Here is a 24,710-nt window from a genome sequence, read left to right on the forward strand (position 1 = left end):
ACAAAACTCTGGGTTCAAACCTAACAGGTCTTTGAGACCTGTTAGGTTTCTAGTTAGGTTTCTAAGCAAATAAAGTGATTGATAACCAATCCCAATATTCCAAATAACTTCTAAAAAAACAAAAAAACACCAACTTTGAATTTATTTTTTTAAATTATAACAGAAAAATCAACATTTATGAAACATAATCACTTTTCTAACGTTAAGTTTTTTTAACTTAGCCATTTAACCCCAATCGCAATGCATATTAAAATCACAGGGTCGGGAAGCTATATCCCGACAGAAATCGTAACCAATGCTGATTTTGCCAAACATGTTTTTTTAAACGATGACGGCACACCATTTCCATTGCCTAACGAAACCATCACTGAGAAATTTCACGACATCACAGGCATACAAGAACGCAGATATGTGACCGACAACCTATTGACTTCTGATATAGCCACCATAGCCTCAAAAAAAGCTCTCGAAGACGCAGGCATTGACCCTGAAACATTGGACTACATTATTTTTGCGCACAATTTTGGTAACGTAAAAAAAGATGCCATTCAAACCGATATTTTACCCAGTTTAGCCACTCGCGTAAAATTTGATTTACGCATTAAAAACCCAAAATGTGTGGCATACGACATGCTCTTTGGTTGTCCCGGGTGGGTAGAAGGCGTTATACAAGCCCAAGCTTTCATCAAAGCGGGAATGGCTAAAAAATGTTTGGTTATAGGTGCAGAAACTTTATCACGTGTGGTTGATTTACACGACCGTGACAGTATGATATATTCTGATGGTGCAGGCGCTACTATAGTAGAAGCGACCGAGGAGGACGGTGGTATTTTAGCACACGAAACCGCTACATTTACCTATGACGAGGCATATTATTTGTATTTTGGAAATTCCTTTAACAAAGACCATGACCCTGATGTGCGCTACATCAAAATGAATGGCCGAAAAATATACGAATTTGCATTAAACAACGTTCCTAAAGCCATGGCATCATGCTTAGAAAAAAGTGGTATTTCGATTAATGAAGTCAAAAAAGTACTCATTCATCAAGCCAATGAAAAAATGGATGAAGCCATTATCCAACGTTTCTATAAAATTTACAAACAAACACCTCCTGAAGGTGTTATGCCCATGAGCATACACAAATTAGGAAATTCGAGTGTAGCAACTGTTCCTACCCTATATGATTTAATTGTAAATGAAAAACTCGACAACCAAAAACTCAACAAAGGCGATGTGATTATTTTTGCATCAGTGGGTTCAGGCATGAATATTAATGCTATAGTGTATCGTTATTAATTTTTTGAACCATATAAGACATCTAAGCCATAAAGACAGCTAATCTTAAATAACTTATATGCCTTATATGGTAAAAAACTATCTCACAAATGACATTATTATTTCAAAAGTAATTAGCAAAACAATAATCCATTCTAAACGAGAACTCTCTTTTACATTTAGCACTTCCGTAAATAATTTCAGATTATTTTCCACAATAGACAAACGGTAATCAAGGTCTTTAAAACGTGGGAGAATCTCAAAATTTGATTTCAATTTCTTATTTAAAATATCCAATCTTTCGTTTTCCCAAACCGCATTGGGGTCGTCAAGTATATAAAGATTATCTACAATACTATTTTTAACATTTAATACTTGCCCAATATATTTCAATAGATTCTTTTTAGATATGTGTATTTTCCCAAAATGTTCCAATTGTAAAATATACTCTTTCGTTGACGAAATCAATCTTCCTGTACTAATTTCATAATATTCTAAAGCTACCGATTGCGCTACATTCAGCATAATAATTCGTAAAGCTTGCACATTCATTTCGGGTAAAACTACTACGTTGTTTCGTACCTCCAACGTTTGGGCGCCCTCTTGAATTTCAATAAAATATTTTTCTTTCAACCTTAAATCTATTGGATTTTCAAGAAATTCTTGAATTTTAGCAATCCATTCAATCTCTTCTTCTTTCGAGAAATTAGCAAAAACAACTACCCCATAATCTAGCATATATAAAAATTTGTGGGGTTCTACCTGGAAAAAAAACTCTGAGCTAGCATAACTCTTGTTAGTACGGTCAACAGCCTTCCTAACCCGTTTTACATCTATAATCTCAGCTAATTGAACGGCTATAATTTTGATTTTCATAGTTACAATTTCCTTCAAATGTAAAGACAATTGTCAGCTTATTCAAACAAAACAACTACAAAACAATTTCATTACAAATCACACAAAAACCGTATAAAATACTTAAGCCACAATCACTCAAATACAGTATACGGTTTTAATTTACAAAATCAACTAAAATATTGATTTCACTAATTTTATGAGTTTAAAATTATTTCTTCAATAACTTTTGAGTAACAATATTGCCCTGAACATCTTCAACTCGCAAAAAGCAAACACCTGCATCAAGACTTTCAACACTTAAAAAAGTATTTTTCGCTTCAAGTACTTTCTGCCCTTGTAATGAATATATTTCAACTGATTTAGTAAGCCGAAACTTAAATTTTATGCGAAGATTCCCGTTATATACGCATTCACAAATCGTATATAGTCAACACTTTATCAAAGGCTACACTAAATCTGATGGTGGATATGTAATAATTGATAAAAATATACATCTTCCTATTGCTTCTGATAAAGTTGCTTTGATTATGAATAGAATTCAGATTATAAAAAGATAACAACAAACTTATAGATATATTTAACGCCTCACTTATCTGAACTCACATGACTTATATGGTTAAAAAGAACTACCTCATCAACGATTTAGGCAACACTTCTTTTACAGGAATTATTTTAAAGAAATGGTTCGATAAAATAAAAACTAAAAGCCCTATAAAAGGTTTATAACATAAATTCACCAACTTATAAGGTGTATTAGGCAAGATAGTACCAAGCAAAATAACAACCAATAAAACTGCTAGTATATGCAGGAACTTCCAACCAAACGGATGCACGCCAAATTTTTTATAATTGAAATAAATTTTAATCAAATTATAGGTAGTCAATGAAGTGGCTGTAGCAATAGAAACGCCTACGATGCCCATTTTGAACCAAAACAAGAAAATTAAATTGGTGGCAATGGTCAAAAATGCCAAAGCAATGGTAGTTGTATTATTAAATTTATAATATTTTGAATTGGTTATAATGTAGCCATTGAAGCCTGTAGCCAAATCAAAAAGTAATGCAAATCCCATAATGTACAATACAGGAATACCTTTCATCAATTTATCGCCGTTTGTCATCAGGAGAAACAAATCTTCTATACCCGTGGCAACTAACCCGAATAATACAGCTCCGATAACAAACAAGTACAAAGACGTTTTATGATGCAAGGCTTTTAAATCAGCCATCTTATCTTCTGCTATATATTTAGCAATTATAGGCGCTGAAATTGTGTAAACGCCCAATGCAGGCACGGTAATCATACGCACCAAATTCAAAGAAGTATTATAAATGGAAACTTCTTTAAAGGTCAACATTTCACCTATCATGTAGGTATCAATATTTAAAGCCACTACCGAACCCATGCTTCCTAAAAAAGTAAATATCGAATATTCTATCAGTTCCTTTCTGAAATTATTTTGCTTTAAAAAAGTAGCTGAATATCGCATTTCTACTTTCTCCAAGCGATTGAGATAGAAAAACATTCCGATACAAGCAAGAACAAAAAAGGCTACATATACCCAAATGGCTTTTGCTTCATTGATTTGCTTCCAAAAAAACAACACAAAAGCTGTTATCATGCCCAGTTTAGGAAATAAGTTCTCAAAAATATTAGGGATTACAATACGCTTTTTTATAGAAATGTATTTTGAAGTTAATTGTATCAATGCCAACAACAAGGCAACCGTTAGGATATAGGAACTGTACACCCAAAAATCCATTTGTTTTAAACTAGGAAATAATAATGAAGCCCCAAAAAGTAATAGCACTCCAAAAAGGAAATTTACGAATACAAAACCCACCGAAAATTTGAATAAATTTTGCTGATTATTTTCTTCTGCCATCTGCGGATAGAAACGTACATTGGCATGCATAATCCCCAAAGCAACAACGGGTAGAATCAACATAGCGGTTTGAAAAACAAACTGTAATTTTCCTGAAAAATCTAAATCGTGGGGATATAAAAAAACGGTTGACACTATACCTACTAAGGTACTAAAATATCCTACGATGCTGTATTTTATGCTTTGACGGGCTACGACACTCATGCTAGAATGAGTTATGAGTTATGAATTATGAGTTTTATCTGAACCAATTTTCTATTTTGATTCCTTCTATATTTTGAAAATCTTTACCGTTATCAGTAACCAAAGTTAGTTTATTTTCAACGGCAGTTACACCAATAAGTAAATCAAATTCGTCATGCATGGGTTTCCCCATTTTTCTTAAACGAACTTTCTCTTTGGCGTATTTTTTAATGGAACTATAAATAGGTATAACGGATATTCCGCTAACAAAAGAATCAACAGCTTTATGAGATTTAGATGGCTTTTCGCTGTTTTCAGCACCAAAACGTAATTCAAAAACAGTAATCTCGGAAATAAAACAATTTTCTTTTCCTTTTTGTTTAATAATTTCGTCTAACTTGAATTTCCCTCGTAAAAAGAAAACACAAATATTGGTATCTAGTAAATACTGCATTAAAATTTAATTTCTTTATCTCTAAACTTCCTGCTAGATTTAATTTCTTCGATTATTTCTTCAGCTGTTTTATCTGAACCAAAAGCGCCAAAAGATTTGAAGAATGCATCTTTTTTCACTGTTTTTTCCTTTTTCAAAGATTTAGTCAAAATTTCAATGAGTTCAATCTTAGTCAATGAACTTAATCCGTCAAATAAAGACGAATAGGTTTCGATGATATGTTTTTCTGTGTAACTCATTTAATCATTTTTTGTAAAGTTATTAAATATTTTCCAATCGCGATTCAACTTTCAAACTCAAATCTTTTTACTTAATTACTTAAAAAAAAATCACCCGAATAAATCAAAAATACCTGCCATTGGGAAAACGTTTTATTTTTTCCAAAAAATCTTAACCGCTGAAATCATTTCCATTTCCAAACGGGTATGAGAAATTAAAGTAAATCCGCACTTTTCATAAAACCCTAACGGTGACACATACGCTTTACCATTGGTTTTAGTATAGTTATTATGGTCAACAACCCAACCTGATAACGCATTTTCTTGAGTCTGGATTATCTCCATAAGTTGTTTCCCTATACCTTTGCCCTGCATATCCTGACTCAAAATAATAGCAAACCAGCGTTCATTTTCCCTATCGAATGTAAAAGCCCATGCCTTGATTTCATTTGTTTCCGATTCAAAAAGAAAATGTCTTGCCTTTTCTAATTTTGAAAGATAGTTTTCAAAATCATTTATGGAAACATACGACAAATTAACTGGATATTCTGCATTCCACAATTGAAATAATTGTAGCTTTTGATTTTCGGATAAGGAAGTTATTTGAAGTAGTTTCATTATATTTTTTTATTAACCACGAAGTTATCACTAAGTAAAACACGAGGTTCGTAAAGAATTCTATAGTCAAAAACATGGCGCTCTTTGTGCCTTCTTTTTGAACTTAGTGGTTAAATCGCTTTAAAAATAAAATTATTAATGTATTTATTAAAATCATTCAAATACTCATCCTTCTGAAATTCTGCCATTTGCGATACCTCAAACGGCTTCATGCTTAACAAACTTCTATCAAAATAAAACACTTCATACCCATAGCCTTTAATGAAATCAAAAATCTCATTGATAGGATATTTCGCGTGACGCAATTCAATTTCGATAATGAAGGTAGGTTTGATGGTTTCTAGAATCGTTTTACATCCTTTGATGGTATCAAACTCATGACCTTCCACATCGATTTTAACCAAATCAATTTTTGAAACATTTTCTTGTTTTGCCCAATCGTCTAAAGTGATGGTTTGAATTTCTATCTTTTCAACAGCATCGCCCATCGCTTCTAAGGATGCACGAGTATCTTGTAATCCGTTTGCTATTTTTGGAATATGTAATACCGATGTTCCTGTACTTGAAGAAACAGCTAAAGGGAATAATTTAATTTTAGGAAACAACGGTTGGATGTAATTCACCAAACTTCTATTAGGTTCAAATCCGTAAATTTTTCCTGATTTGATTTTCTTTTCGGCTTGGTATAAATAAATCCCTTTATTGGTTCCTATATCTACAAAAACCGAATCCTCTTTTAATAACTGATGGATTAAAAGTAACTCAGGTTCGCATGTATAGTTTCCCGTTGCCAATGAAGCTAGGGTTTTGTAATATCTTTTTTTGTATAAAGATTTCCAGTATTTGTAAGCTAGGTTGATTAAAAATTTCATTTTAAGGTTTCACAGAGTTACACAAAGTTCTGCACAAAGTTACACAAAGCTTAGTGATACTTTGTGTCCACTTTGTGCTACTTTGTGGTTATATTTTCAACAATAGGTTTCAAAGGTAAACAAATGAAACAAAAAAGGCTGACTAATAAGCCAGCCATTTCAAATGATCTTTAAAAATTTATTTTATCACAATCTTCAACGTTTGCTTGTTTCCATTTTCGCTCAAGACTCCTAAATAAATACCTTGAGGCAGATTCAATAATAACTGATTTTCGCTTTTCTCAAGTGTTGTTTCGGCAACTTTTTTTCCATTACTATCATATACAAATAAACTAACTTCCGAATGCACTTCACTTTTCAAATTGATATGTAAAGACTCCCCAATATGTATTGGATTTGGAAAAATGCTGTATCGTAGCGTTTTGCTTCCTAATTGATCAGTTCCTAAAGCTACTTCATTAGTTAAAACAAACTGACTAAAACCAGTCACATTTAACCCTGAATTAAAGATTACTTTTGTATTCAAACCAGTACCAGTTACACTATCTGCTGTATCTATAAAAGATCCCCAAGTAGCTCCAAAATCATTACTACCACGTTTATACAATTTGTAATCAGCAGGGGTCGTATTTTGCTCAAAAGCTGCAGTCCCGTAGAAAGACATCGCCGTTAATGGACTGAAAGTTGCATTGGTTCCATAATTATTTACAATAGTATAATAACCATAATTTGTATTTGCTGTAGGCAATTGATCAGGGTTAATTGAACCTCTTGACACCCAAACATCACCGTTTGGATAAGTCCCAGAAGAAAATTCCAAAGCCAAACCAGTAGTTGTAAAATCTTTTACTCCTGAAGAGTTAACCGCTATTTTTTCACTAACTCCTTCAAAAACTGGAACATTAGAAATAGGTCTAGAATACCCTGTACCAGCATAAGTTGCAAAACGACTTGTATTATTCTTACTTACAGTAATATTTCCTGCTGTTTCGTTAAATTGGAAATAATAAACCAATCCGTTCAAAATCGGGTCACCTGCTATACTTTTTGTCAAATGACGCCACTTTCTGATTTCATCTATTGTCAAAGCACGATTCCAAACGGCTACTTCATCCATTTCTAAATTAGTATAGCGATCACCTCTTCCTCGTCCGTATCTTCCTAAGTCTAATTGTGCAAATATTTCATTAGTCATTGCGGTACTATTAACGCTTTCTTTTCCGTTTACATATATTTTAACATTCGTACCGTTACTTACCAAAGCCACATGTGACCATTTATCAGCTGGAGCAATTAAACCCGAACTCCAAGTCCAGGCAGGATGAAAACCTAAAGTATTATTACTCCCTAAAAAATTAAGCCCGAAAGGGTTTAAATCATTCTGACTCATAAATACCGCGCTATAATTTGCTTGAATCCCTTTAGGTTTAATCCAACAAGAAAAAGTAAAAGAATTTTTATTAAATATATAATCGTTTATTTTAACATAATCAGTACTAGCTGCTCCAGTTAATAAAACGGAATTACCAGGTATTTTATCAGGTACTGAAGTTCCACAAATATTTGTTACTTCTATAAAATTAGGTAATGTCTGTGTACTTGTTCCATTTGCATCAGTAACTGTAAGCGTCACATCATAAAATCCGTTAGGAGCATTAGCATACGAAATTACAGGGTTTTCTTCTGTAGAAGTTGAAGGAACACCTCCTGAAAAACTCCATTGCCAAGTTGCCGAAGCATTTTTCACTACAGAATAATCTTTGAATCGTAGTGGTTCTCCAACACCGCAAGTCACCTTGTTAGTATTTACTGAAATTTGAGCAAGCGTTAAACTTTTTTCGTACAAATCGTTCGTAAAAGCACCACGAGAAGTACCTATTTTAAGTTTACCTTCATTATAGTTTATATGCATAAATCGTATATCACACATAGGTAAACCTTTACCTAGCATCTCCCAATTTGTCATTGTGTTATTTCTATAGTAAACACCTGCTTTGTTCCCCACATAAACACCTCCATTTGTACCTCGCTGATAAATCAATTTTGTAATAGGTGAAGTAGTCAAAACGGGTGTTGTTAAATTAGTCCAAGTAGATCCTCCATCATTTGACTTTAAGACTTTACAAACTGATTGTACACCACTATAAGTTACCCATATTTCTTGTGGATTTACATCTCCAATTGCGATATCTGAAATATTTTTTGAACCTATAGTTACTGATGTAGAAGGTGTAATATTTACCCAAGTAACACCTCCGTCATTAGTTTTCCACAAACTATTTGCCGATATCCCTTCAACCACGAGCATCACATTTGGATTACGCATCGAAATCTTTTCTCTAAATACTTGCTTATTAAATGTCTTAACAACAGCTATTGATTGTCCATTATCCTCAGTTTTAATAAGAGAATTTTTCCAAGTTGAAAGATTCGCATTGCCACTAGGAAATTGTCCTGCATGATGAGTTATTAAGGTATAATACTTATTAGGATGGAATTCCATTTGATTAAAATAGCTATAAAAACCTCCATTATCTAATAAATTTACTTCATTTTGCAATGCATGCGGACCAGTTCTAAAATAGCGATAATTACTATATCCATTACTATAAATATATCGATCATCTAATGGATTTACATCTGTATTTCCTTGATCGGCTCCCGAACCATTATACCAATCAAAACCATTGTAAGTTTCTTTAATCATCACAGGCCCATGATTGTTTCCAGAAGCTACCAAATTTGATTTATGAGCAGAACCAAACCCCCATAATTCATGATTACTTATGCTATTTGAAATCGTTTTACATGTAACACCTGAATCCGCAGAGTAAACAACTTCACCGTCAGAACCAACAACAACTTGTCCATTTACAAAATCAACTGCCCGAATATCTGGATGGGTTGGTGTATTTGACAAATTGAATGTTTGTCCATTATCTATTGAATATTGTAGCTTCTCATTTCCATAACTTCCGAATACTATTTTATTTTCATTAGTTCTATCCATCATCATATCGCCATGATGTAAAATTGGGCCATGTTTATAAGGATCACCAATACCGCTTAACATATTGATACGAGAAAGCTCTTCGGCTCCTGTATTTTTATTAAACTTATACAAATGCACAGCCCTATGAGCATAAGTATCCGTACCTGTCCCCACTGCAACATAAAAAGAGGTAGTATTATTTGTAGGTAAAAATAATTTGCACCACGCTATTACCTGTGAATTAGCTGTTAAAGGCAAAGTAACATCAGCTAATATATTAAACGATATACCTCCATCAGTAGATTTATAAATAGTATATTTATTATTATTTGACGTTGTAATAAAATAAACATCCGTTTTCGTATTCAAATCCCAATCCAAAGTTTCACTATTCCTAGCACCACCTGTTACCGCATTAGGCAATCCCGTCAAAATATTTGACCAACTAACCCCTCCATCAATCGAGCGTTTTAAAGTACTTCCCACTCGCGCTAAAACCACATTAGAATCTGTTGGACTCACAGCAATATCATACATAGCCCCACTAAAAACGGTGTTGTTAAAACTAGTAGTTCCCCAATTTAATCCACCATCTACAGACTTAAGCAATTGAGAGCTACTCAAAGCATATACAACTTGCGAATCCGCTACACACTCATCTATATCTAAATAGATATCATCTGAAAAAGAGCTATCAGTTAATGTCCAACTGCTTCCTCCATTTTCCGTTACCCATAGCCCTCCAGTTAGAAAACTTGTATAAATTTTTTGAGGTCATTAGATAATTTCATATCTTTAAAGTATTGTAAATACTGAGAAAAATGGAAATTTTTAAAGGACAAAACCTCTTAGAGTTTGCTGAATGCTTCAAAACAGATGAAGATTGCAAAAAATATTTGTCAGATTTGAAGTGGAAAGAAGGTTTTTTATGTAGAAAATGTGGTCATACAGCTAGTCAAATTCGGAAAGATTTTTCTAGGACTTGTAATATTTGTAGTCATACAGAATCTAGTAGTGCCAATACCCTTTTTCACAAATGTAAATTTGGCTTGAGAAAAGCATTTTTTATCTGTTTTGAAATGGCTACCACTACTAAAAGCCTTTCTGCTCTGCAGATGAGTGTACGTTATGGAGTTCAGGAAAACACCGCTCGTTTGTTTATGCATAAAGTTAGAGAATCCATGAAATCTAGTGAAAATCATCCAATGGATGGTATTGTTCATGTCGACGAATTTGTTGTAGGAGGTCATGAAGAAACTAAACAGGGAAGAAGTTATGATAGCAAGAAGAAAAAGGCTGTTTGCGCCCTAGAATTAACAGAAGACGGGAAAGTTAAACGATTTTACATTCTTAAAATAAAGGACTTTTCTTCAAAATCACTTCGTCAAATTTTTGACAAACACATTGAAAAAGAAGCAAAAATAACCACTGACAAGTGGAAAGGATACGCACCTATTTCAGAAGAGTATAATATCACTCAAATTCTTAGTAAAAATGGTTCCAACTTCAAAGCTTTACACACAATGATTCATCAAGTTAAAACTTGGATTAGAACGACTCATTCTTGGGTAAGTGATGGAAATATTCAGCGTTATTTTAACGAGTTTTGTTACAGAATAAATCGTTCTCAAAATAAAGAATCAATCTTTCACAATTTGATTAATAAAATGGTAAAGGCAGATAAAATTAATCAAAAGGAATTAGTATGTAGTTAATTGATGACCTCTATAAATTTTTTTAGGATTTACAGTAGAAATCCTCACCAAATTAGCGTACCCTCCATGACTACCATTTGATGAATAACCCGTTGAAGCACTGTTTACAGGACCTAAAAGTGTCCAAGTTCCGATTTGTGTAGTAGTCGAACTTGCAAATTTTTCATTTATTTGTTTATTTCTAAACAATATCGGTTCAGGTTGAACGATATTATTCTCATCAAGATAAAAAACAGAAGTCTTTACCCAATCTTCACCTATTTGTCTTGACCTACTTGCTTCATTCCTATTCTTATAAAAATAATCATCAAATTCCTTTTTAACACTTAAATAATCAGCTCCAGGCTTCATAGCTTTAAACCAGAATTTGCTTTGATGTTTTAATTCAAAATCAAACGATTCTTTCTCTTCGTCCAGTTTATTTTGTTGCGAAAAACTATTCACAAAAAAGAACAACAGAAACAAGTGACCAACCTTCATATTTTGCAATTTTAATTCAATTAAAATTACAAAATAAAACCCTGAAAATAAACACATTACATGTAGAATTAATTCTACATCGCTAATTTTATTTCCAATTCATTTTTCACCTTCTCAAAAGCAAACTTTTCTGTGTAAGGCAGTAACTTTTGATATTCATTTCTTAAATCCCCCAGAGTTATATTTTGAAGTAATTCGGTTAGTTCCTTTTCATCGGTATAATACCAATTGTACCAATCCATTTTTGGATAACTCGAAGGAAAAATTCCAATTTTACCGTTATACATACAATCCGCTTCGGCACCACTCACTTTGGTTTGTCCATACACCTCATCTACCCAATAAAAAGAAGTCTCTTGCTTGATAGGACAAAGCAGTACATGTGCTTTTGCAATTACTTTTGAATATTCTTCCCACGGAATAAACTGATGGTAATGCGTTATGCTTATGTTTTGATGGCAAGTAGCTTTCAAATTTTCTAATTGATGTAACACTTGCTCGTTTTCTGGTTTTCCTAAAAACGTAAAATGCAATTTGTTTTCAGGCTGAAGATTTTTCAATACTCTAAAAACTAAATCGACATCTTTCCTTTTATTCGACACATTACCAGGCATTACGATTTGAATGGTTGTAGCTGAAGAAAATTCAAACTGCTTGCAATAATTCATTTGAATCAATTGCGTTTTGTCGGTATACTTTCCCTCTTTTTTAATCGTTTCCAAAGCCGACGCAGACAATACTCCGAATTGTTGCGCTTTCAAAATTTCTTTTCGACGGATTCCTACCTTTTCCTTCAAATACAACTTTAGAAAATAAGTGAATCTTTCAGGATTTTGGAAAATATTTTTTAGAGAAATAGATTTAAAAAAGAGACTATAATTCAAATTATGCACCAGACATAAAACAGGTTTTTCTGCAAACAACTTTTTATAGTCATCATAATTCCGATGCAAGGTATTGACTATGATACTATCAAAAACAGAAAAATCAGTAGTAGCAACGGTTTTAATTATCGTTAGATGTTGTTGAGGAATAGCGGTTAATTTTTCAAATACTTTTTGACTCACAAAAAAATGAAAATCGATAGTTGCCATTTCTTTGACTAACAAATACCACTGTTCGAGCAATGCCGAGTGGGTTTCCATTTCGATAAAGGCTATTTTCTTTTTCAAGTTGTATTACACAGAGTTACACAAAGTTTTAACACAGAGTTACACAAAGCTAAAATTTTCTTAGCGAGCTTTGCTTTACCTTAGCGAACTTTGCGGTTAAAAGTCTTATAAAGTATTCAAACTTCGCACAAAAATAAAGATATTTGCATACACTTACTCAAAACAATGAACTATTATATTATCATACCAGCTCATAACGAGGAAAAATTTATAGGTTTAACCCTAGATTCGTTAGTAAATCAAACGGTTTTACCAAAAAAAGCAGTAATTGTAAACGATAATTCTACCGATGCAACGGCTAATATCGTACAATCGTATATCGAAAAACATCCTTGGATTTCCTTGGTTGAAAAAAAATCAGATGCGATTCACCTGCCGGGAAGCAAGGTTATTCAAGCTTTTCAAACAGGATTAGCCACTTTGGATGAAGCCTACGACCTTATGGTCAAAGGGGATTCTGACCTGATTTTTCCTCCGCATTATTTCGAAACCATCATCAAGCATTTTGAAAGTGACCCACAAATAGGTATGGCGGGTGGTTTTGCTTATATTGAAAAAAATGGGGAGTGGATTTTAGAGAACCTAACCGACAAAGACCATATTCGAGGAGCTTTTAAAGCGTATCGCAAAGCAACCTTCCAACAAATTGGTGGCTTAAAACCTGCTATGGGTTGGGATACTGTAGATGAATTACTTTGTAAATTCTACAATTGGAAAGTCGTTACCGACGAATCTCTAAAGGTAAAACATTTAAAACCTACTGGAGCGAATTACAACCAAGCGTCACGCTACAAACAAGGAGAAGCTTTTTACACACTGGGTTATGGCTTTTTCATCACAGCCGTTGCTTCATTGAAATTAGCCATGCGAAAAGGCAAACCGCTCTTATTTATTGATTACATCAAAGGGTTTTGGAAAGCCAAAGCCGAAAATAAAACCATGCTGGTTACTCCTGAGCAAGCGAAGTTTGTAAAAGCGTATCGATGGAAAAAGATGAAAGAAAAGATAGCCCCCAAACCCCCAAAGGGGGCTTAACGCACCGCAAATAAACTTACAATTTTAAAGTTTTCGATTCCCCCTTTGGGGGTTAGGGGGCTTTTGCTTAATTTCGCTGTTTATACAAATTAGAATGATGTTAATCCGATACTTATCGCAAATAGGAAGATATTTCTTAATGTTACAGGAAATCTTCAAGAAACCTACCAAATGGTCGGTAATGCGAACCCTCATTTTTAAAGAAATAGACGATTTAATTATTGATTCCCTTGGAATTGTATCGTTTATTTCGTTTTTCGTAGGTGGAGTTGTTGCTATTCAAACCGCATTAAACTTAACCAATCCATTGATTCCAAAATACTTAATAGGTTTTGCTACGCGTCAATCGGTAATTTTGGAGTTTGCCCCTACCTTTATTTCGATAATCATGGCGGGAAAAATGGGTTCTTTTATCACTTCGAGTATAGGTACTATGCGTGTAACCGAGCAAATTGATGCCTTGGAAGTGATGGGTGTAAATTCACTAAATTATTTAGTTTTTCCAAAACTGATTGCGTTGCTTTTATATCCCTTTGTAATTGGATTGAGTATGTTCTTAGGCGTTTTTGGAGGCTGGCTTGCGGCGGTGTATGGTGGTTTTGCCACAGCCGACGAATTTATGTCGGGTTTACAATCTGAATTTATTCCGTTTCATGTGGTTTATGCTTTTATCAAAACTTTTGTTTTTGCTTTCTTGCTTGCTACCATCCCTTCGTTTCATGGTTATTACATGAAAGGTGGTGCTTTAGAAGTAGGAAAAGCCAGTACGGTTTCCTTTGTTTGGACCTCGGTAGTTATCATTTTGTGTAATTATATTCTAACGCAACTCCTTTTAACGAATTAATTATGATTGAAGTTAACGACATTAAAAAATCATTTGGCGAACAAATGGTTTTAAAAGGCATCAGTACTACGTTAGAAGCTGGAAAAACAAACCTCATCATTGGGCAATCAGGTTCTGGAAAAACTGTATTTTTAAAATCCTTGCTAGGAATTCACAAAGTGGATAGCGGTTCTATTTCTTTTGACGGACGCATATACGAAAGTATGAATGACGATGAACGTCGTGAACTCCGCACTGAAATTGGCATGGTATTTCAAGGCAGTGCCCTATTTGACTCCATGACGGTGGAGGAAAATATAGGTTTCCCATTGAAAATGTTTTCTAACAAAACCAAAAAAGAAATCAAAGAGCGTGTGGATTTTGTTATCGAACGTGTTAACCTTATCAATGCTCATCATAAAAAACCTTCTGAAATTTCAGGAGGGATGCAAAAACGTGTGGCTATTGCCCGTGCGATTGTAAACAATCCAAAATATTTGTTTTGTGACGAACCCAACTCGGGTCTTGACCCTAAAACGGCGATTGTCATTGACAATTTGATTCAGGAAATCACTAAGGAATACAATATCACTACGGTCATCAACACCCACGATATGAACTCGGTAATGGAAATTGGCGATAAAATTGTATTCTTAAAAAATGGTTTGAAAGCTTGGGAAGGCGATAAAACTCAAATTTTCAAAACAGACAACGAAGCAGTAACCGACTTTGTGTATTCTTCTGAATTGTTTAAAAAAGTAAGAGAAGCCGTTTTGAAAGAAGGTTTATAAAATTAAATCAAACATAAAGCCCTGAGTAAATTGAACTCAGGGCTTTTTTTAAAAACACACAAGTTGACCACTAATACTGAAACGCATATTTGACATACACAGGGTCATGGTCAGAAATATCGCCACCAAAATATTTTGCTATAAAATGTTGGGTAGGACTTATCGTTAGAGGCTGTTTGTTTTCGTTAGCCAAAAAGATATAATCCAGCGTATCATTATACCCTTTAAATCCTTGGTATTGCACTACTGTATTTTGGTTTGAGTAGGTTCCACGCTCTTGCAAAGGATTGAAGAAATAATTATTTGTTCCGTTTAACAAGGTTTTCATCTTCATATATTCCTCCGATAAAGTGTATTCCACATTCATGTCTCCCGCATAAATAACCGCTTCTGAACTTGGAATATTAAACGAATTTTTAAAGTTTCTAATTTCTGTAAATTGCTTTTCACGCGTTGCTCTTCCAGGATAATTAGGCTGTTCCGACGCCGTATGAGTACCAAAAATATGATACTTCTTATTATTCTTTTCAATCACCGCATACGCCACCCCTCTGTTAGAAAGTCCCTCAGCAGAATTAATTTGCGATTGAAAAATCCATTGGTATTTTTTCAAAATAGGATACTTACTCAAAATCATAATACCTCCATTAACATTAAACAAGGTATTTCCACAATTGCCATAATACCCATCCCAATTATTAGGATAAAGAGCAGTACCTCCTTTAGAATTACAATACAAACCTAACAAAGGTGTTGCATAAGGATAGGTAATTTTAATTTTAGCCAAAAATTCATCACCAAAACGAACATTAAAACCTTCTTCAATAACCAAAACATCGGGTGTATTTTCACCTAAATTGGTAATATACTTGAACAATTCAGAAGCTCTTTCCTTACTTTTATACTGAGGCAAAATACTAGGCAACTGATACACATTGTAACTCATTACCGACAAAGATTCGGTGGTGGTGCTTAATCGCGCATTTGATTTTTCAGCATTTTCAATGGAAAACAAATTCTCTTCCGAACAAGAAACAAAGGCTATAGCCACGAAAAGCAGTAGTAGTTTTTTCATTTTATAAATATTTTCGTGCAAAACTATACCGCTGAGTTTAGCTTAAATTTAATTCAAAACGATGTTTAGCTAAACAAATATTTAACTTATCTGAGTCTATGTTAACTTCTCTAATTACAGATTAATACAATGTAAAAAGCATCCCTTTCGAGGATGCTTTTAGGAGTATAACTACTTTATAACTTAAGATTGTAGTTTAGCTACAACCGTTTTAATATCTTGTTCTTTATTTTTTGGATAAATTAATAACACATCGTCTTTATCCACTACGATATAGTCTTTTAAACCGTCAATCACCACTAATTTTTTTCCTTCGGTACGGATGATATTGTTATTGGCATTTTCTAAATACACATTAGCATTAACTACCGCATTATCCTGCTCATCTTTGGGTAATTTATCGTAAAGCGAACCCCAAGTTCCTAAATCATTCCAATCGAAGGTAGCAGGCAATACAAACACATTTTCTGCTTTTTCTAAAATGGCATAATCCACAGAAATATTCTCTGCTAAAGGATAATTATTTTGAATAAAAGCATTTTCATTTTCCGTGTTGTAAAAATCGTATCCATTCATAAAATGCGCATACATTTCAGGTTGAAAAGCTTCGAACGATTTTAAAACACTCTTCGCACTCCATACAAATATTCCAGCGTTCCACAAGAAATTACGGCTTTGCACAAACTTACGAGCCGTTGCATAGTCTGGTTTTTCACGGAATTGCTTGACTTTTTTAATGGTACGGGTGTCTAATTTATCATATTCAATATACCCATAACCTGTGTTAGGAAATGTAGGTAAAATCCCTAAAGTCATCAGGTTTTCGTCGCGCTCGCAGAAGTCAAAAGCATATTGCAGATTGGCACAAAACTGCACTTCATCTTCAATCCAATGGTCTGAAGGTGCCACCACTACAACTGCGTTAGGATTTTGTTTTTTAATTTTTAGCGTGGCATATAAAATACAAGGAGCGGTATTACGCATGGCAGGTTCCAGCACCACTTGTTCCTGTTTTACACCTGGCAATTGTTCTAACACGATGTCATTATAACTTTCGTTAGTTAAAATCAAGATATTCTCTTTAGGAATTACTTGAGAAAGTCGCGAGAAAGTTTTTTGAATCAAGGTTTCCCCTGTTCCTAACATGTCGTGAAACTGTTTTGGAAAATGAGTAGTTGATACAGGCCAAAAACGAGAACCTACTCCCCCAGCCATGATAATTGCGTAATAATTTTTGTTCATATTTTAAAAGTTCCCGAGTAACAAGGTCACAAAGTTACGAAGATTTTTTAGGTATCATCCTAAAAATTCCAATTCCAATGTTTATTACAAATACTATTTGAACAGCAACTAACAACAAACCTAAAATTGCAATTAATAGATTCATTGAATCTTCGAAAAAAATTGGAAAAAGAAAAATATAAGGATAATATATCCCTGAGACAGTTAGACAGGTAACATAAATATGCATATTACTCAAAATACGAATTGTTTGTAACCTCAATTTGTCTAAACTCCAATAAATAGAAAAAAAAGTAAACAATATGAAGCAATTCATCAATTGCAAATGACTATGTGCAATCACATAATAAGTATCATGTATATTTATATCTAATGTATCATCACTTATCCTAAAAAGCGAAAACATAAGAAAAACCAATGCTAACACTAAAAATAAAAAATAACTTCTCGTCTTTACTATTTCTAATTTCAAAATTCTAAATTCTAAATTAATTTGACAGCAACTCAACCTCCGCATTGGGATTAAACAAATAAGTTTTACCTGAGTGAAGTTCAAGACACTCAAAACGTTTAGTACGAAGGGCAATTTTTTTAAATATTTTCCCATTATGAATTCGAAACGTACTCCCAAAAGGAATTTCAAACACATAATGTTTATCATTTTCTGGGTCAAATTGCTTTAGTGCCAAAGCCAACGTCGCATCTGTATCGCTACTGGCTTTAGGGTTACGAAAATGTCTCGCCACAAGGCTTAACAACGAAGGCGGAAAAATTTCAGGACGTATAAAAGGCACCATCAAACGTTGAAACGTGAGTTTCCATTCGTCTCCATGAGGTTTAATACTCCTCCCATAACGTTCAAAAGCAACCAAATGTGCTATTTCGTGAATTAAAGTAATTAAAAAACGATAGGGATTTTGGGAATAATTCACCGTAATCACATGTCTTCCGTCCAATTCTCTACGGTAATCGCCATGACGTGTGACACGTTCATTAACAATTTTTAGATGCACCCGATTGGTTTTGATAAGTTCAAAACACATGGGCACTGAATGTTCAGGAAGATATTTATAAAGTACTTCAGCCATTGTTTTCTTCTAGATTCAATGTTGTATGCAAATCTTTTGCATTGAGGTTAGTAACTACTTGTTTTCCTGTTTTAGCTTCTAGTTCTTTACGTGCAACTTGTGCTACATTTCCCCCTTGTTTAGCCACATTTACATTCTCTTCAAAAGTTTCTGGATGTACTGCAACCGATATCTCTTTTGTAGATGCTTCTGCAAGCATATTCAAAATGAGTTCGGTATTTGACATATTGTCGCGAAGATTTTCTTTTTTTAAACCTTTTAAAACCTTATACTCTTTCGTTGTTTTTCCTGACCAAGCTTGGGTAATAATATCGGTTAAAGTAGCAAATTGCTGACCTTCTTTAACCCCTCTTTTTTTCCATTCATCGGTTAACTCTTTACGAACCTCAATACTTTTCAACCGTTGATTAATCCAACTTTCTGAATAGCCCAACTTAAGATATTGTGATAAGGCTCTATCAATAGACAATTCTGGGTCTTGTATTTCTTCTAATCGTTCAGATGCAATTTGTGCGAGCCATAATTTAAATGGCTCCGCTTTTGGCGAAGGAATCGACTGAATTAATCGAAACAATTGCTCGGTATCGGCAACGTCGGTCAAACGCATTTTCCCATCGGGTGCTTCCATTTTCAACTGTCCGATATTTTCGGACAGTTGACTTCCTTCCTTATGAAGTTTACTTTTTAAATCAGCCCAATATTTTCTAGGACGTTCTGAAGCAGTCAAAACTTCTACAACATCAATAACCGAGAAGAACCATTTTTCTTGTTCGGTATCCCAAAGGGTTCTCACTTTTTTTTCTTCAAATAGCTGAATGGCATTTACTCTAGTCATGGCGTATATTTTTAAAATTCAGTACAATATACAAAATTTTAAGGTGTTGTAGAACTTACTTGTAACACTTTGCCATTGTAGTATTTATTAGCCGTTAGTGCAAAATTAAAAATGTAATCCGCCATTTCCTGAGCCGAAATAGGTGCTTGATACCCTGGGAAAGCCTCTTGCAACATTTCGGTTTGTACCGCTCCTAATGCCAATACATTAAAAGCAATTCCGCGCTCTTTATATTCTTCTGCTAATAATTCAGACAATGTAATTACCGCCCCTTTACTCGAACTGTAAGCCGAGAGCCCAGGAAATTTCATACTTCCTTGAATTCCACCCATGGAACTAATAGTTACCACGTGACTCCCTTTTACCATAAAAGGAACACAAATTCTTGTCAAGGAGGCCACTCCAAACACATTTACTTTATAAATAGTTTCAAACTCGGCACTAGTGATTTGCTCAAACGGTTTGTGCAATAAACTTCCTGCATTATGGATTATCACATCTACTTTTTTCCAAGTAGTTTCTAAAAATTGAATCACTTGTTGCAACTCATTTTCCAATGACAAATCAACAGACAAGCACGTGATTTTTTCGTTTTCCAATAATGCTTGAGGCGTTTTTCTTGAAAGGGCTAACACATTATGTCCTGCCTTAGCAAACTGTAGCGCAAGCTCGTATCCTATTCCTCTTGAAGTTCCTGTAATAATTATGTTTTTATTTTCCATCTAATTGAATTTCTTTTGTTGGGGCATTTATCATTTGTTCTAAAGCAAGTATACTTTTATCTATTACTTGTTGCATGTGTTTTATATCCATTTTTTCATATTCATCGTCCACATGATGGTAAAATTCGTAATTCTCAAAATCAAAAGTTGAAATGGTGTGCGCAGGAATGTTGCACGTTTTATAAAACGGATAATTATCGGAATGCTTAAACAGTTGATAATGCGACTCGACAGGAATATAACCTACCCATTTTTCACCTGCATAGTCGTTCATTTTTTTAGCCATATTAGACTTAGTAATCCCTGTCATATACACAAGCATCTCCTTATTTTTCATAGGCACGCCAATCATTTCAAAATTAAACATAAAATAAATATCCTTATGCGCCTTTTGCATTTGCTCCGCCATGTGATATGAACCTAACAAGCCTTTTTCCTCAGCTGTAAAAAGGGCAAATACTATCGTACGTTTATTATTCTTAGCTTTAGCAAAATATTTCACTAATTCTGTTACGGCAGTAGTCCCCACGGCATTGTCATTGGCACCATTCGCAATCGCATCACCATTCAATAGACTACTCATCCCAATATGGTCATAATGCGCACCTATCACAACAATTTCATTTTTCAACACTGGGTCAATGCCTTCAATCACACCTACAATATTAAACGAAGGTTTATCATAATTCCCAATACGGTCTCTATACGAACTGTAATACGGTTTGACCTGATAGTCGATGAAAATCTGCTCTAAATAAGCCATGGCTTGTTCCATTTCTGGTGTACCAGGTTCACGTCCTTTTCTCTCGTCAGCGGTTAAAAACTTTAAGGTTTTTTCAATACCTTCTAGCGAAGAAATAGTTTTTACTTCTTGCGCATTTGAAAAGCCGAAAAAACTACAAGCTAGTGTAATAAAAAATTTACGCATATTTTGTTTATTTAAAATTTCAATATTTATAGGAAAGAGAATAGATTATGAGAGAATAGACCATGAGATAATAGACTATGAGATAAAATAGATTATCTAATTTAACCCAAAATACATTCTTGGTTTCCTTTTTATTTCGCTTTCAACTCATTTTCTTTCTGAATTACCCATTCTAATTCAGGGTCACTATTTTTTTCAAAATCTTCTTTAGTGGGTAGCAATGTAATATCTGGATAAACGCCATGCCCTTCTACCGTGGTTTTATGGGGCACGGCAATTTCCATAAGCCCAAAACGCAATTTTAATTTAGAATGAGGCAATCTCATGATGGGCAACACACCAGCCACTGTACTTTTAGAAGCACCACCTGTTTCTTCACCAATAAAAGTGGCACGCTTAAGATGTTTTAGATTAGCTGAAAAAACAGCTGAAGCTGAAAAACTAGCTCCATTTATCAATACATAAACATTCCCTTGAAAATTATTATCGCGCGGTTGGATTCTTTTAGTCAATTTTGATTTTTGATAATAATACCCAAAAGGTGATTTTTTAATCGAACATAATTCTTTCACCGCCAAATAGGTAATTAATGGCGAGGCAATCACCATAGCGGTTTTGGGAACATTGCGATAACGATTATACACCACCCCTGTACGATTAGTGACTTTCATCGTATCGACAAATGTGGTAAAATCTTGACCGATATAACGGTACAAATTGATAATTTCGGGTAAACTACCTCCGCCATTGTTTCGTAAATCTATCACTAAAGATTTTACTTTTTTTTGTTCAATTTCTTTAAAAATATGAGCATAGGCTACTTTTTCTTTTCCACCTGTAAAACTTTTGATTTTCAAAACGGCAATGGAAGAATCCGAAGGAATGTAGGACAAATGACGGGTAAATTCCTTTCTTACTTCGTCGTATCCAAAGATTTTCTTTTTCTTTTCCAGCGCTTTTTTAGCTAACAACTGCTTCTCTTTAGCTTCTTTGGAAACTACTACAGGAGCAACCTTAGTTTCTTTGTCGCTCTTCTTTTTCACCTTAGCTTTTTCAGAAGTTCTAGTTAATGTCTTTTCAAAAATGCTATCTTTATAACTAAATACTATGGGGATGCTATCCGCCATTGGTCGTTCAAGATTAAGCAAAGTGTTGAACTTCCTTGCAAAACCTCTTTGAAAATACGTGGTATTATAGCCATCAGAAGCTTCCGTTTTTCGGTATTTAGTATAAAGAAATTGGGGTGTAATTCCAGCTACACTTTTAATCACGGTTCCCACTTTTAAAGTTGAATCTTTTCCAAAATTTTTGGCAATGAGTAATTCTTCGTTAACAAAAGCATAAGAAAGCAATGACAAAGGGGACTTCCCTCGTTTATTCAGTATTTTTAATTCTTTGGTAGTGTACTGTTTTTGCAAAGGCTGAATGGTAGCATGCCCTTGGCGAATACTCCCAACGACCTGACTTATTCCAAAGAAAAATGCATTAGGTTTTAAAGGCTGTTGTATCGACTTTTTTAAACTATCAAATTTAAAAGTCAGTTTTTCTTTGGTAATATACCTATCTAAATCGGGATGCAATTTGAAAATTTTCTTGTGCACAAAATCAACATCTTTATGCAAACGTTTCACCGAAATTTCGGAGTCAATATGTTTATTCATTTGTTTAGCAGATTGACAATTTTGCAAGAGCCAAGCCACTAAAACAATTTTTACAAGGTTTAGTATTTTATTCATGGCATAAAAATAAAAAATCCCGAGCGTAATCTACTCGGGATTTAAAATATATTTAACTGATTGCTTAGGCTAACATCGTTACTGGATTTTCCATAAACGCTTTAAACGTTTGAAGGAATTGTGCTCCTGTTGCTCCATCCACAGTTCTGTGGTCACAAGCTAAAGTAACCGTCATGGTATTACCTACTACAATTTGACCATTTTTAACTACTGGTTTTTCAACAATAGCTCCTACGGATAAAATAGCCGAATTAGGTTGGTTGATAATAGAAGTAAACGATTGAATTCCGAACATTCCTAAGTTAGAAATCGTAAAAGTACTTCCTTCCATTTCGTTAGGCATAATCTTTTTCACTTTAGCTCTACCTGCCATATCTTTTACATTAGCACCAATTTGTGACAAAGTCATTTGGTCTGTAAACTTCAATACAGGCACTACTAAACCATCTTCTACAGCCACAGCTACCCCAATATTTACATGATGGTTTAAAATCATCGCATCATCTTTCCATTGAGAGTTTACTTGAGGATGTTTTTTCAATGCCATAGCCGAAGCTTTGATAACCATATCATTGAAAGAAACTTTCGTTCCAGGTAAAGTATTAATCATATTACGTGATGCAATCGCATTGTCCATATCTAACTCGATAGTTAAATAGTAGTGCGGAGCAGTAAATTTAGATTCTGACAAACGCTTCGCAATTACTTTACGCATTTGTGAATTTTTTACCTCTTCTTGGTACACTTCGCCAGCAGGCACAAATGGTTTCACCGCAGGAACTTCAACAGTTGCTTGAGCCACTGCTTGCGCTGGAGATTCAACAGCTACAGGAGCAGCCACTGCTAGAGGTGTAAATCCTTCTACGTCTGCTTTAGTAATACGTCCGTTTTCACCAGTACCTTTTACTTGCGCTAGATTGATTCCTTTTTCTTCAGCAATTTTTTTAGCTAATGGAGAAGCAAAAATTCTTCCTGAATTGTTTGTTGTAGGAAGCTGAGTATTTGAAGTTACCTCTACTGGCGCAACGGTTTTCACTTCTTCCGTTTTAGGCGTTTCAACTGCACCACCTGCTGAGAAATTAGCCACAATTCCAGAAACATCTGTTCCAGCAGGTCCTAAAATAGCTAAAATACTATCTACAGGAGCGCTTTCACCTTCTTGTACACCAATATATAATAAAGTTCCAGAGTTGAAAGATTCGAACTCCATCGTCGCTTTATCCGTTTCAATTTCGGCAAGTATATCACCTTCTTTAACCGCATCACCCACTTGCTTCAACCACGTTGCCACAGTTCCTGTAGTCATGGTATCTGATAAGCGTGGCATGGTCACTACTTTTACATTTGAAGGGATGAGCCCCTCAGCCCCCGAAGGGGGAGTTGATGAAGCAGCGCTATTTTCTACTACTACTTCATTCGTTTCTGCTTTAGCAGTTGCACCACCATTTAAGTAAGAAGAAATATCTTCTCCTTCTTGACCGATGATTGCTAACAATGAATCTACAGGAGCTGTTTGTCCTGCTTCGATTCCTATATGTAATAATACCCCTGCATTGAACGACTCGAACTCCATGGTTGCTTTGTCTGTTTCAATTTCTGCAAGAATATCTCCTTCTTTAATTTTATCCCCAACTTTTTTAAGCCAAGTTGCCACTGTTCCTTCGGTCATCGTGTCGCTTAAGCGTGGCATGGTAACTACTACTGCCATA

The 24,710-nt window shown here is 34.4% G+C and carries 24 protein-coding genes; 6 read left to right on the top strand and 18 right to left on the bottom strand.

Annotated elements, in window-relative coordinates; all coding sequences use genetic code 11:
- The first annotated feature begins 240 nt into the window (after positions 1-240).
- A complete protein-coding gene (locus ACQY29_RS00800) occupies positions 241-1,299 on the top strand; it encodes a 3-oxoacyl-ACP synthase III family protein (RefSeq protein ID WP_428223382.1) in 1,059 nt (352 codons plus the stop codon).
- Between the two features lie 78 nt (positions 1,300-1,377).
- Here the strand turns inward: ACQY29_RS00800 and ACQY29_RS00805 are convergent, their stop codons facing one another.
- Both ACQY29_RS00805 and ACQY29_RS00810 read right to left on the bottom strand, forming a co-directional pair.
- The gene (locus ACQY29_RS00805) at positions 1,378-2,154 is read right to left on the bottom strand and encodes an RMD1 family protein (RefSeq protein WP_428223383.1); all 777 of its coding nucleotides are present in this window, start codon (positions 2,152-2,154) and stop codon (positions 1,378-1,380) included.
- 190 nt (positions 2,155-2,344) lie between these two features.
- The gene (locus tag ACQY29_RS00810) at positions 2,345-2,554 is read right to left on the bottom strand and encodes a T9SS type A sorting domain-containing protein (RefSeq protein WP_428225855.1); all 210 of its coding nucleotides are present in this window, start codon (positions 2,552-2,554) and stop codon (positions 2,345-2,347) included.
- Between ACQY29_RS00810 and ACQY29_RS00815 the strand changes: the two genes are divergently transcribed.
- A complete protein-coding gene (locus ACQY29_RS00815) occupies positions 2,520-2,693 on the top strand; it encodes a hypothetical protein (protein WP_428223384.1) in 174 nt (57 codons plus the stop codon). The genes ACQY29_RS00810 and ACQY29_RS00815 overlap by 35 nt on opposite strands.
- Before the next feature lie 69 nt (positions 2,694-2,762).
- On the opposite strand, the gene ACQY29_RS00820 is transcribed toward ACQY29_RS00815, so the two are convergent.
- From ACQY29_RS00820 to ACQY29_RS00845, 6 genes are all read right to left on the bottom strand, one after another.
- Entirely contained in the window at positions 2,763-4,226 is a 1,464-nt protein-coding gene (locus tag ACQY29_RS00820) for a lipopolysaccharide biosynthesis protein (RefSeq protein WP_428223385.1), read from the bottom strand.
- A 34-nt stretch (positions 4,227-4,260) separates the two neighbouring features.
- Positions 4,261-4,659: a type II toxin-antitoxin system VapC family toxin gene (locus ACQY29_RS00825; RefSeq protein ID WP_428223386.1), complete on the bottom strand. Its 399-nt coding sequence runs from the start codon at positions 4,657-4,659 to the stop codon at positions 4,261-4,263.
- A complete protein-coding gene (locus tag ACQY29_RS00830) occupies positions 4,659-4,898 on the bottom strand; it encodes a hypothetical protein (protein WP_428223387.1) in 240 nt (79 codons plus the stop codon). Before ACQY29_RS00830 ends, ACQY29_RS00825 begins: the two co-directional genes overlap by 1 nt.
- 132 nt (positions 4,899-5,030) lie before the next feature.
- On the bottom strand, positions 5,031-5,495 hold the full coding sequence (locus ACQY29_RS00835) for an N-acetyltransferase family protein (RefSeq protein WP_428223388.1): 465 nt from the start codon (positions 5,493-5,495) through the stop codon (positions 5,031-5,033).
- 110 nt (positions 5,496-5,605) lie between these two features.
- Positions 5,606-6,367 carry an FkbM family methyltransferase gene (locus ACQY29_RS00840; protein ID WP_428223389.1) on the bottom strand — a complete coding sequence of 254 codons (762 nt, stop codon included), beginning with the start codon at positions 6,365-6,367 and terminating at the stop codon, positions 5,606-5,608.
- 178 nt (positions 6,368-6,545) lie between these two features.
- Positions 6,546-9,968: a LamG-like jellyroll fold domain-containing protein gene (locus tag ACQY29_RS00845; protein WP_428223390.1), complete on the bottom strand. Its 3,423-nt coding sequence runs from the start codon at positions 9,966-9,968 to the stop codon at positions 6,546-6,548.
- Positions 9,969-10,180: 212 nt separating this feature from the next.
- On the opposite strand from ACQY29_RS00845, the gene ACQY29_RS00850 reads away from it, so the two are divergent.
- Positions 10,181-11,074 (top strand): IS1595 family transposase, encoded by an 894-nt coding sequence (locus ACQY29_RS00850; RefSeq protein ID WP_138424779.1) that lies wholly within the window; start codon positions 10,181-10,183, stop codon positions 11,072-11,074.
- On the opposite strand, the gene ACQY29_RS00855 is transcribed toward ACQY29_RS00850, so the two are convergent.
- On the bottom strand, positions 11,060-11,554 hold the full coding sequence (locus ACQY29_RS00855; protein ID WP_428223391.1) for a hypothetical protein: 495 nt from the start codon (positions 11,552-11,554) through the stop codon (positions 11,060-11,062). The genes ACQY29_RS00850 and ACQY29_RS00855 overlap by 15 nt on opposite strands.
- A gap of 74 nt (positions 11,555-11,628) precedes the next feature.
- A complete protein-coding gene (locus tag ACQY29_RS00860) occupies positions 11,629-12,726 on the bottom strand; it encodes a hypothetical protein (protein ID WP_428223392.1) in 1,098 nt (365 codons plus the stop codon).
- Positions 12,727-12,891: 165 nt separating this feature from the next.
- On the opposite strand from ACQY29_RS00860, the gene ACQY29_RS00865 reads away from it, so the two are divergent.
- The 3 genes from ACQY29_RS00865 to ACQY29_RS00875 all read left to right on the top strand — a co-directional run bounded on the left by ACQY29_RS00865 (position 12,892) and on the right by ACQY29_RS00875 (position 15,375).
- Positions 12,892-13,761 carry a glycosyltransferase gene (locus ACQY29_RS00865; RefSeq protein WP_428223393.1) on the top strand — a complete coding sequence of 290 codons (870 nt, stop codon included), beginning with the start codon at positions 12,892-12,894 and terminating at the stop codon, positions 13,759-13,761.
- Between the two features lie 94 nt (positions 13,762-13,855).
- Positions 13,856-14,605 carry an MlaE family ABC transporter permease gene (locus tag ACQY29_RS00870; RefSeq protein ID WP_428223394.1) on the top strand — a complete coding sequence of 250 codons (750 nt, stop codon included), beginning with the start codon at positions 13,856-13,858 and terminating at the stop codon, positions 14,603-14,605.
- Positions 14,606-14,607: 2 nt separating this feature from the next.
- Positions 14,608-15,375 (top strand): ABC transporter ATP-binding protein, encoded by a 768-nt coding sequence (locus ACQY29_RS00875; RefSeq protein WP_428223395.1) that lies wholly within the window; start codon positions 14,608-14,610, stop codon positions 15,373-15,375.
- 70 nt (positions 15,376-15,445) lie between these two features.
- On the opposite strand, the gene ACQY29_RS00880 is transcribed toward ACQY29_RS00875, so the two are convergent.
- The 8 genes from ACQY29_RS00880 to ACQY29_RS00915 all read right to left on the bottom strand — a co-directional run bounded on the left by ACQY29_RS00880 (position 15,446) and on the right by ACQY29_RS00915 (position 24,709).
- Positions 15,446-16,450 carry a sphingomyelin phosphodiesterase gene (locus tag ACQY29_RS00880; protein ID WP_428223396.1) on the bottom strand — a complete coding sequence of 335 codons (1,005 nt, stop codon included), beginning with the start codon at positions 16,448-16,450 and terminating at the stop codon, positions 15,446-15,448.
- Between the two features lie 183 nt (positions 16,451-16,633).
- Positions 16,634-17,692 (bottom strand): mannose-1-phosphate guanylyltransferase, encoded by a 1,059-nt coding sequence (locus tag ACQY29_RS00885; RefSeq protein ID WP_428223397.1) that lies wholly within the window; start codon positions 17,690-17,692, stop codon positions 16,634-16,636.
- Positions 17,693-18,180: 488 nt separating this feature from the next.
- Positions 18,181-18,780: a SprT-like domain-containing protein gene (locus tag ACQY29_RS00890; RefSeq protein WP_428223398.1), complete on the bottom strand. Its 600-nt coding sequence runs from the start codon at positions 18,778-18,780 to the stop codon at positions 18,181-18,183.
- Positions 18,773-19,615, bottom strand: a complete 843-nt coding sequence (locus ACQY29_RS00895) for a BRO family protein (protein ID WP_428223399.1) — start codon at positions 19,613-19,615, stop codon at positions 18,773-18,775. The genes ACQY29_RS00890 and ACQY29_RS00895 overlap by 8 nt, the downstream gene beginning before the upstream one ends.
- 38 nt (positions 19,616-19,653) lie before the next feature.
- Entirely contained in the window at positions 19,654-20,337 is a 684-nt protein-coding gene (locus ACQY29_RS00900; RefSeq protein WP_428223400.1) for an SDR family NAD(P)-dependent oxidoreductase, read from the bottom strand.
- Positions 20,327-21,265 (bottom strand): M20/M25/M40 family metallo-hydrolase, encoded by a 939-nt coding sequence (locus ACQY29_RS00905; RefSeq protein WP_428223401.1) that lies wholly within the window; start codon positions 21,263-21,265, stop codon positions 20,327-20,329. Before ACQY29_RS00905 ends, ACQY29_RS00900 begins: the two co-directional genes overlap by 11 nt.
- A 131-nt stretch (positions 21,266-21,396) precedes the next feature.
- Positions 21,397-22,926: a S41 family peptidase gene (locus ACQY29_RS00910; protein WP_428223402.1), complete on the bottom strand. Its 1,530-nt coding sequence runs from the start codon at positions 22,924-22,926 to the stop codon at positions 21,397-21,399.
- 139 nt (positions 22,927-23,065) lie between these two features.
- Positions 23,066-24,709 carry a 2-oxo acid dehydrogenase subunit E2 gene (locus tag ACQY29_RS00915; RefSeq protein ID WP_428223403.1) on the bottom strand — a complete coding sequence of 548 codons (1,644 nt, stop codon included), beginning with the start codon at positions 24,707-24,709 and terminating at the stop codon, positions 23,066-23,068.
- Position 24,710 lies beyond the last annotated feature (1 nt).

It is taken from the genome of Flavobacterium sp. (genome assembly GCF_965262375.1).
GTDB lineage: Bacteria > Bacteroidota > Bacteroidia > Flavobacteriales > Flavobacteriaceae > Flavobacterium.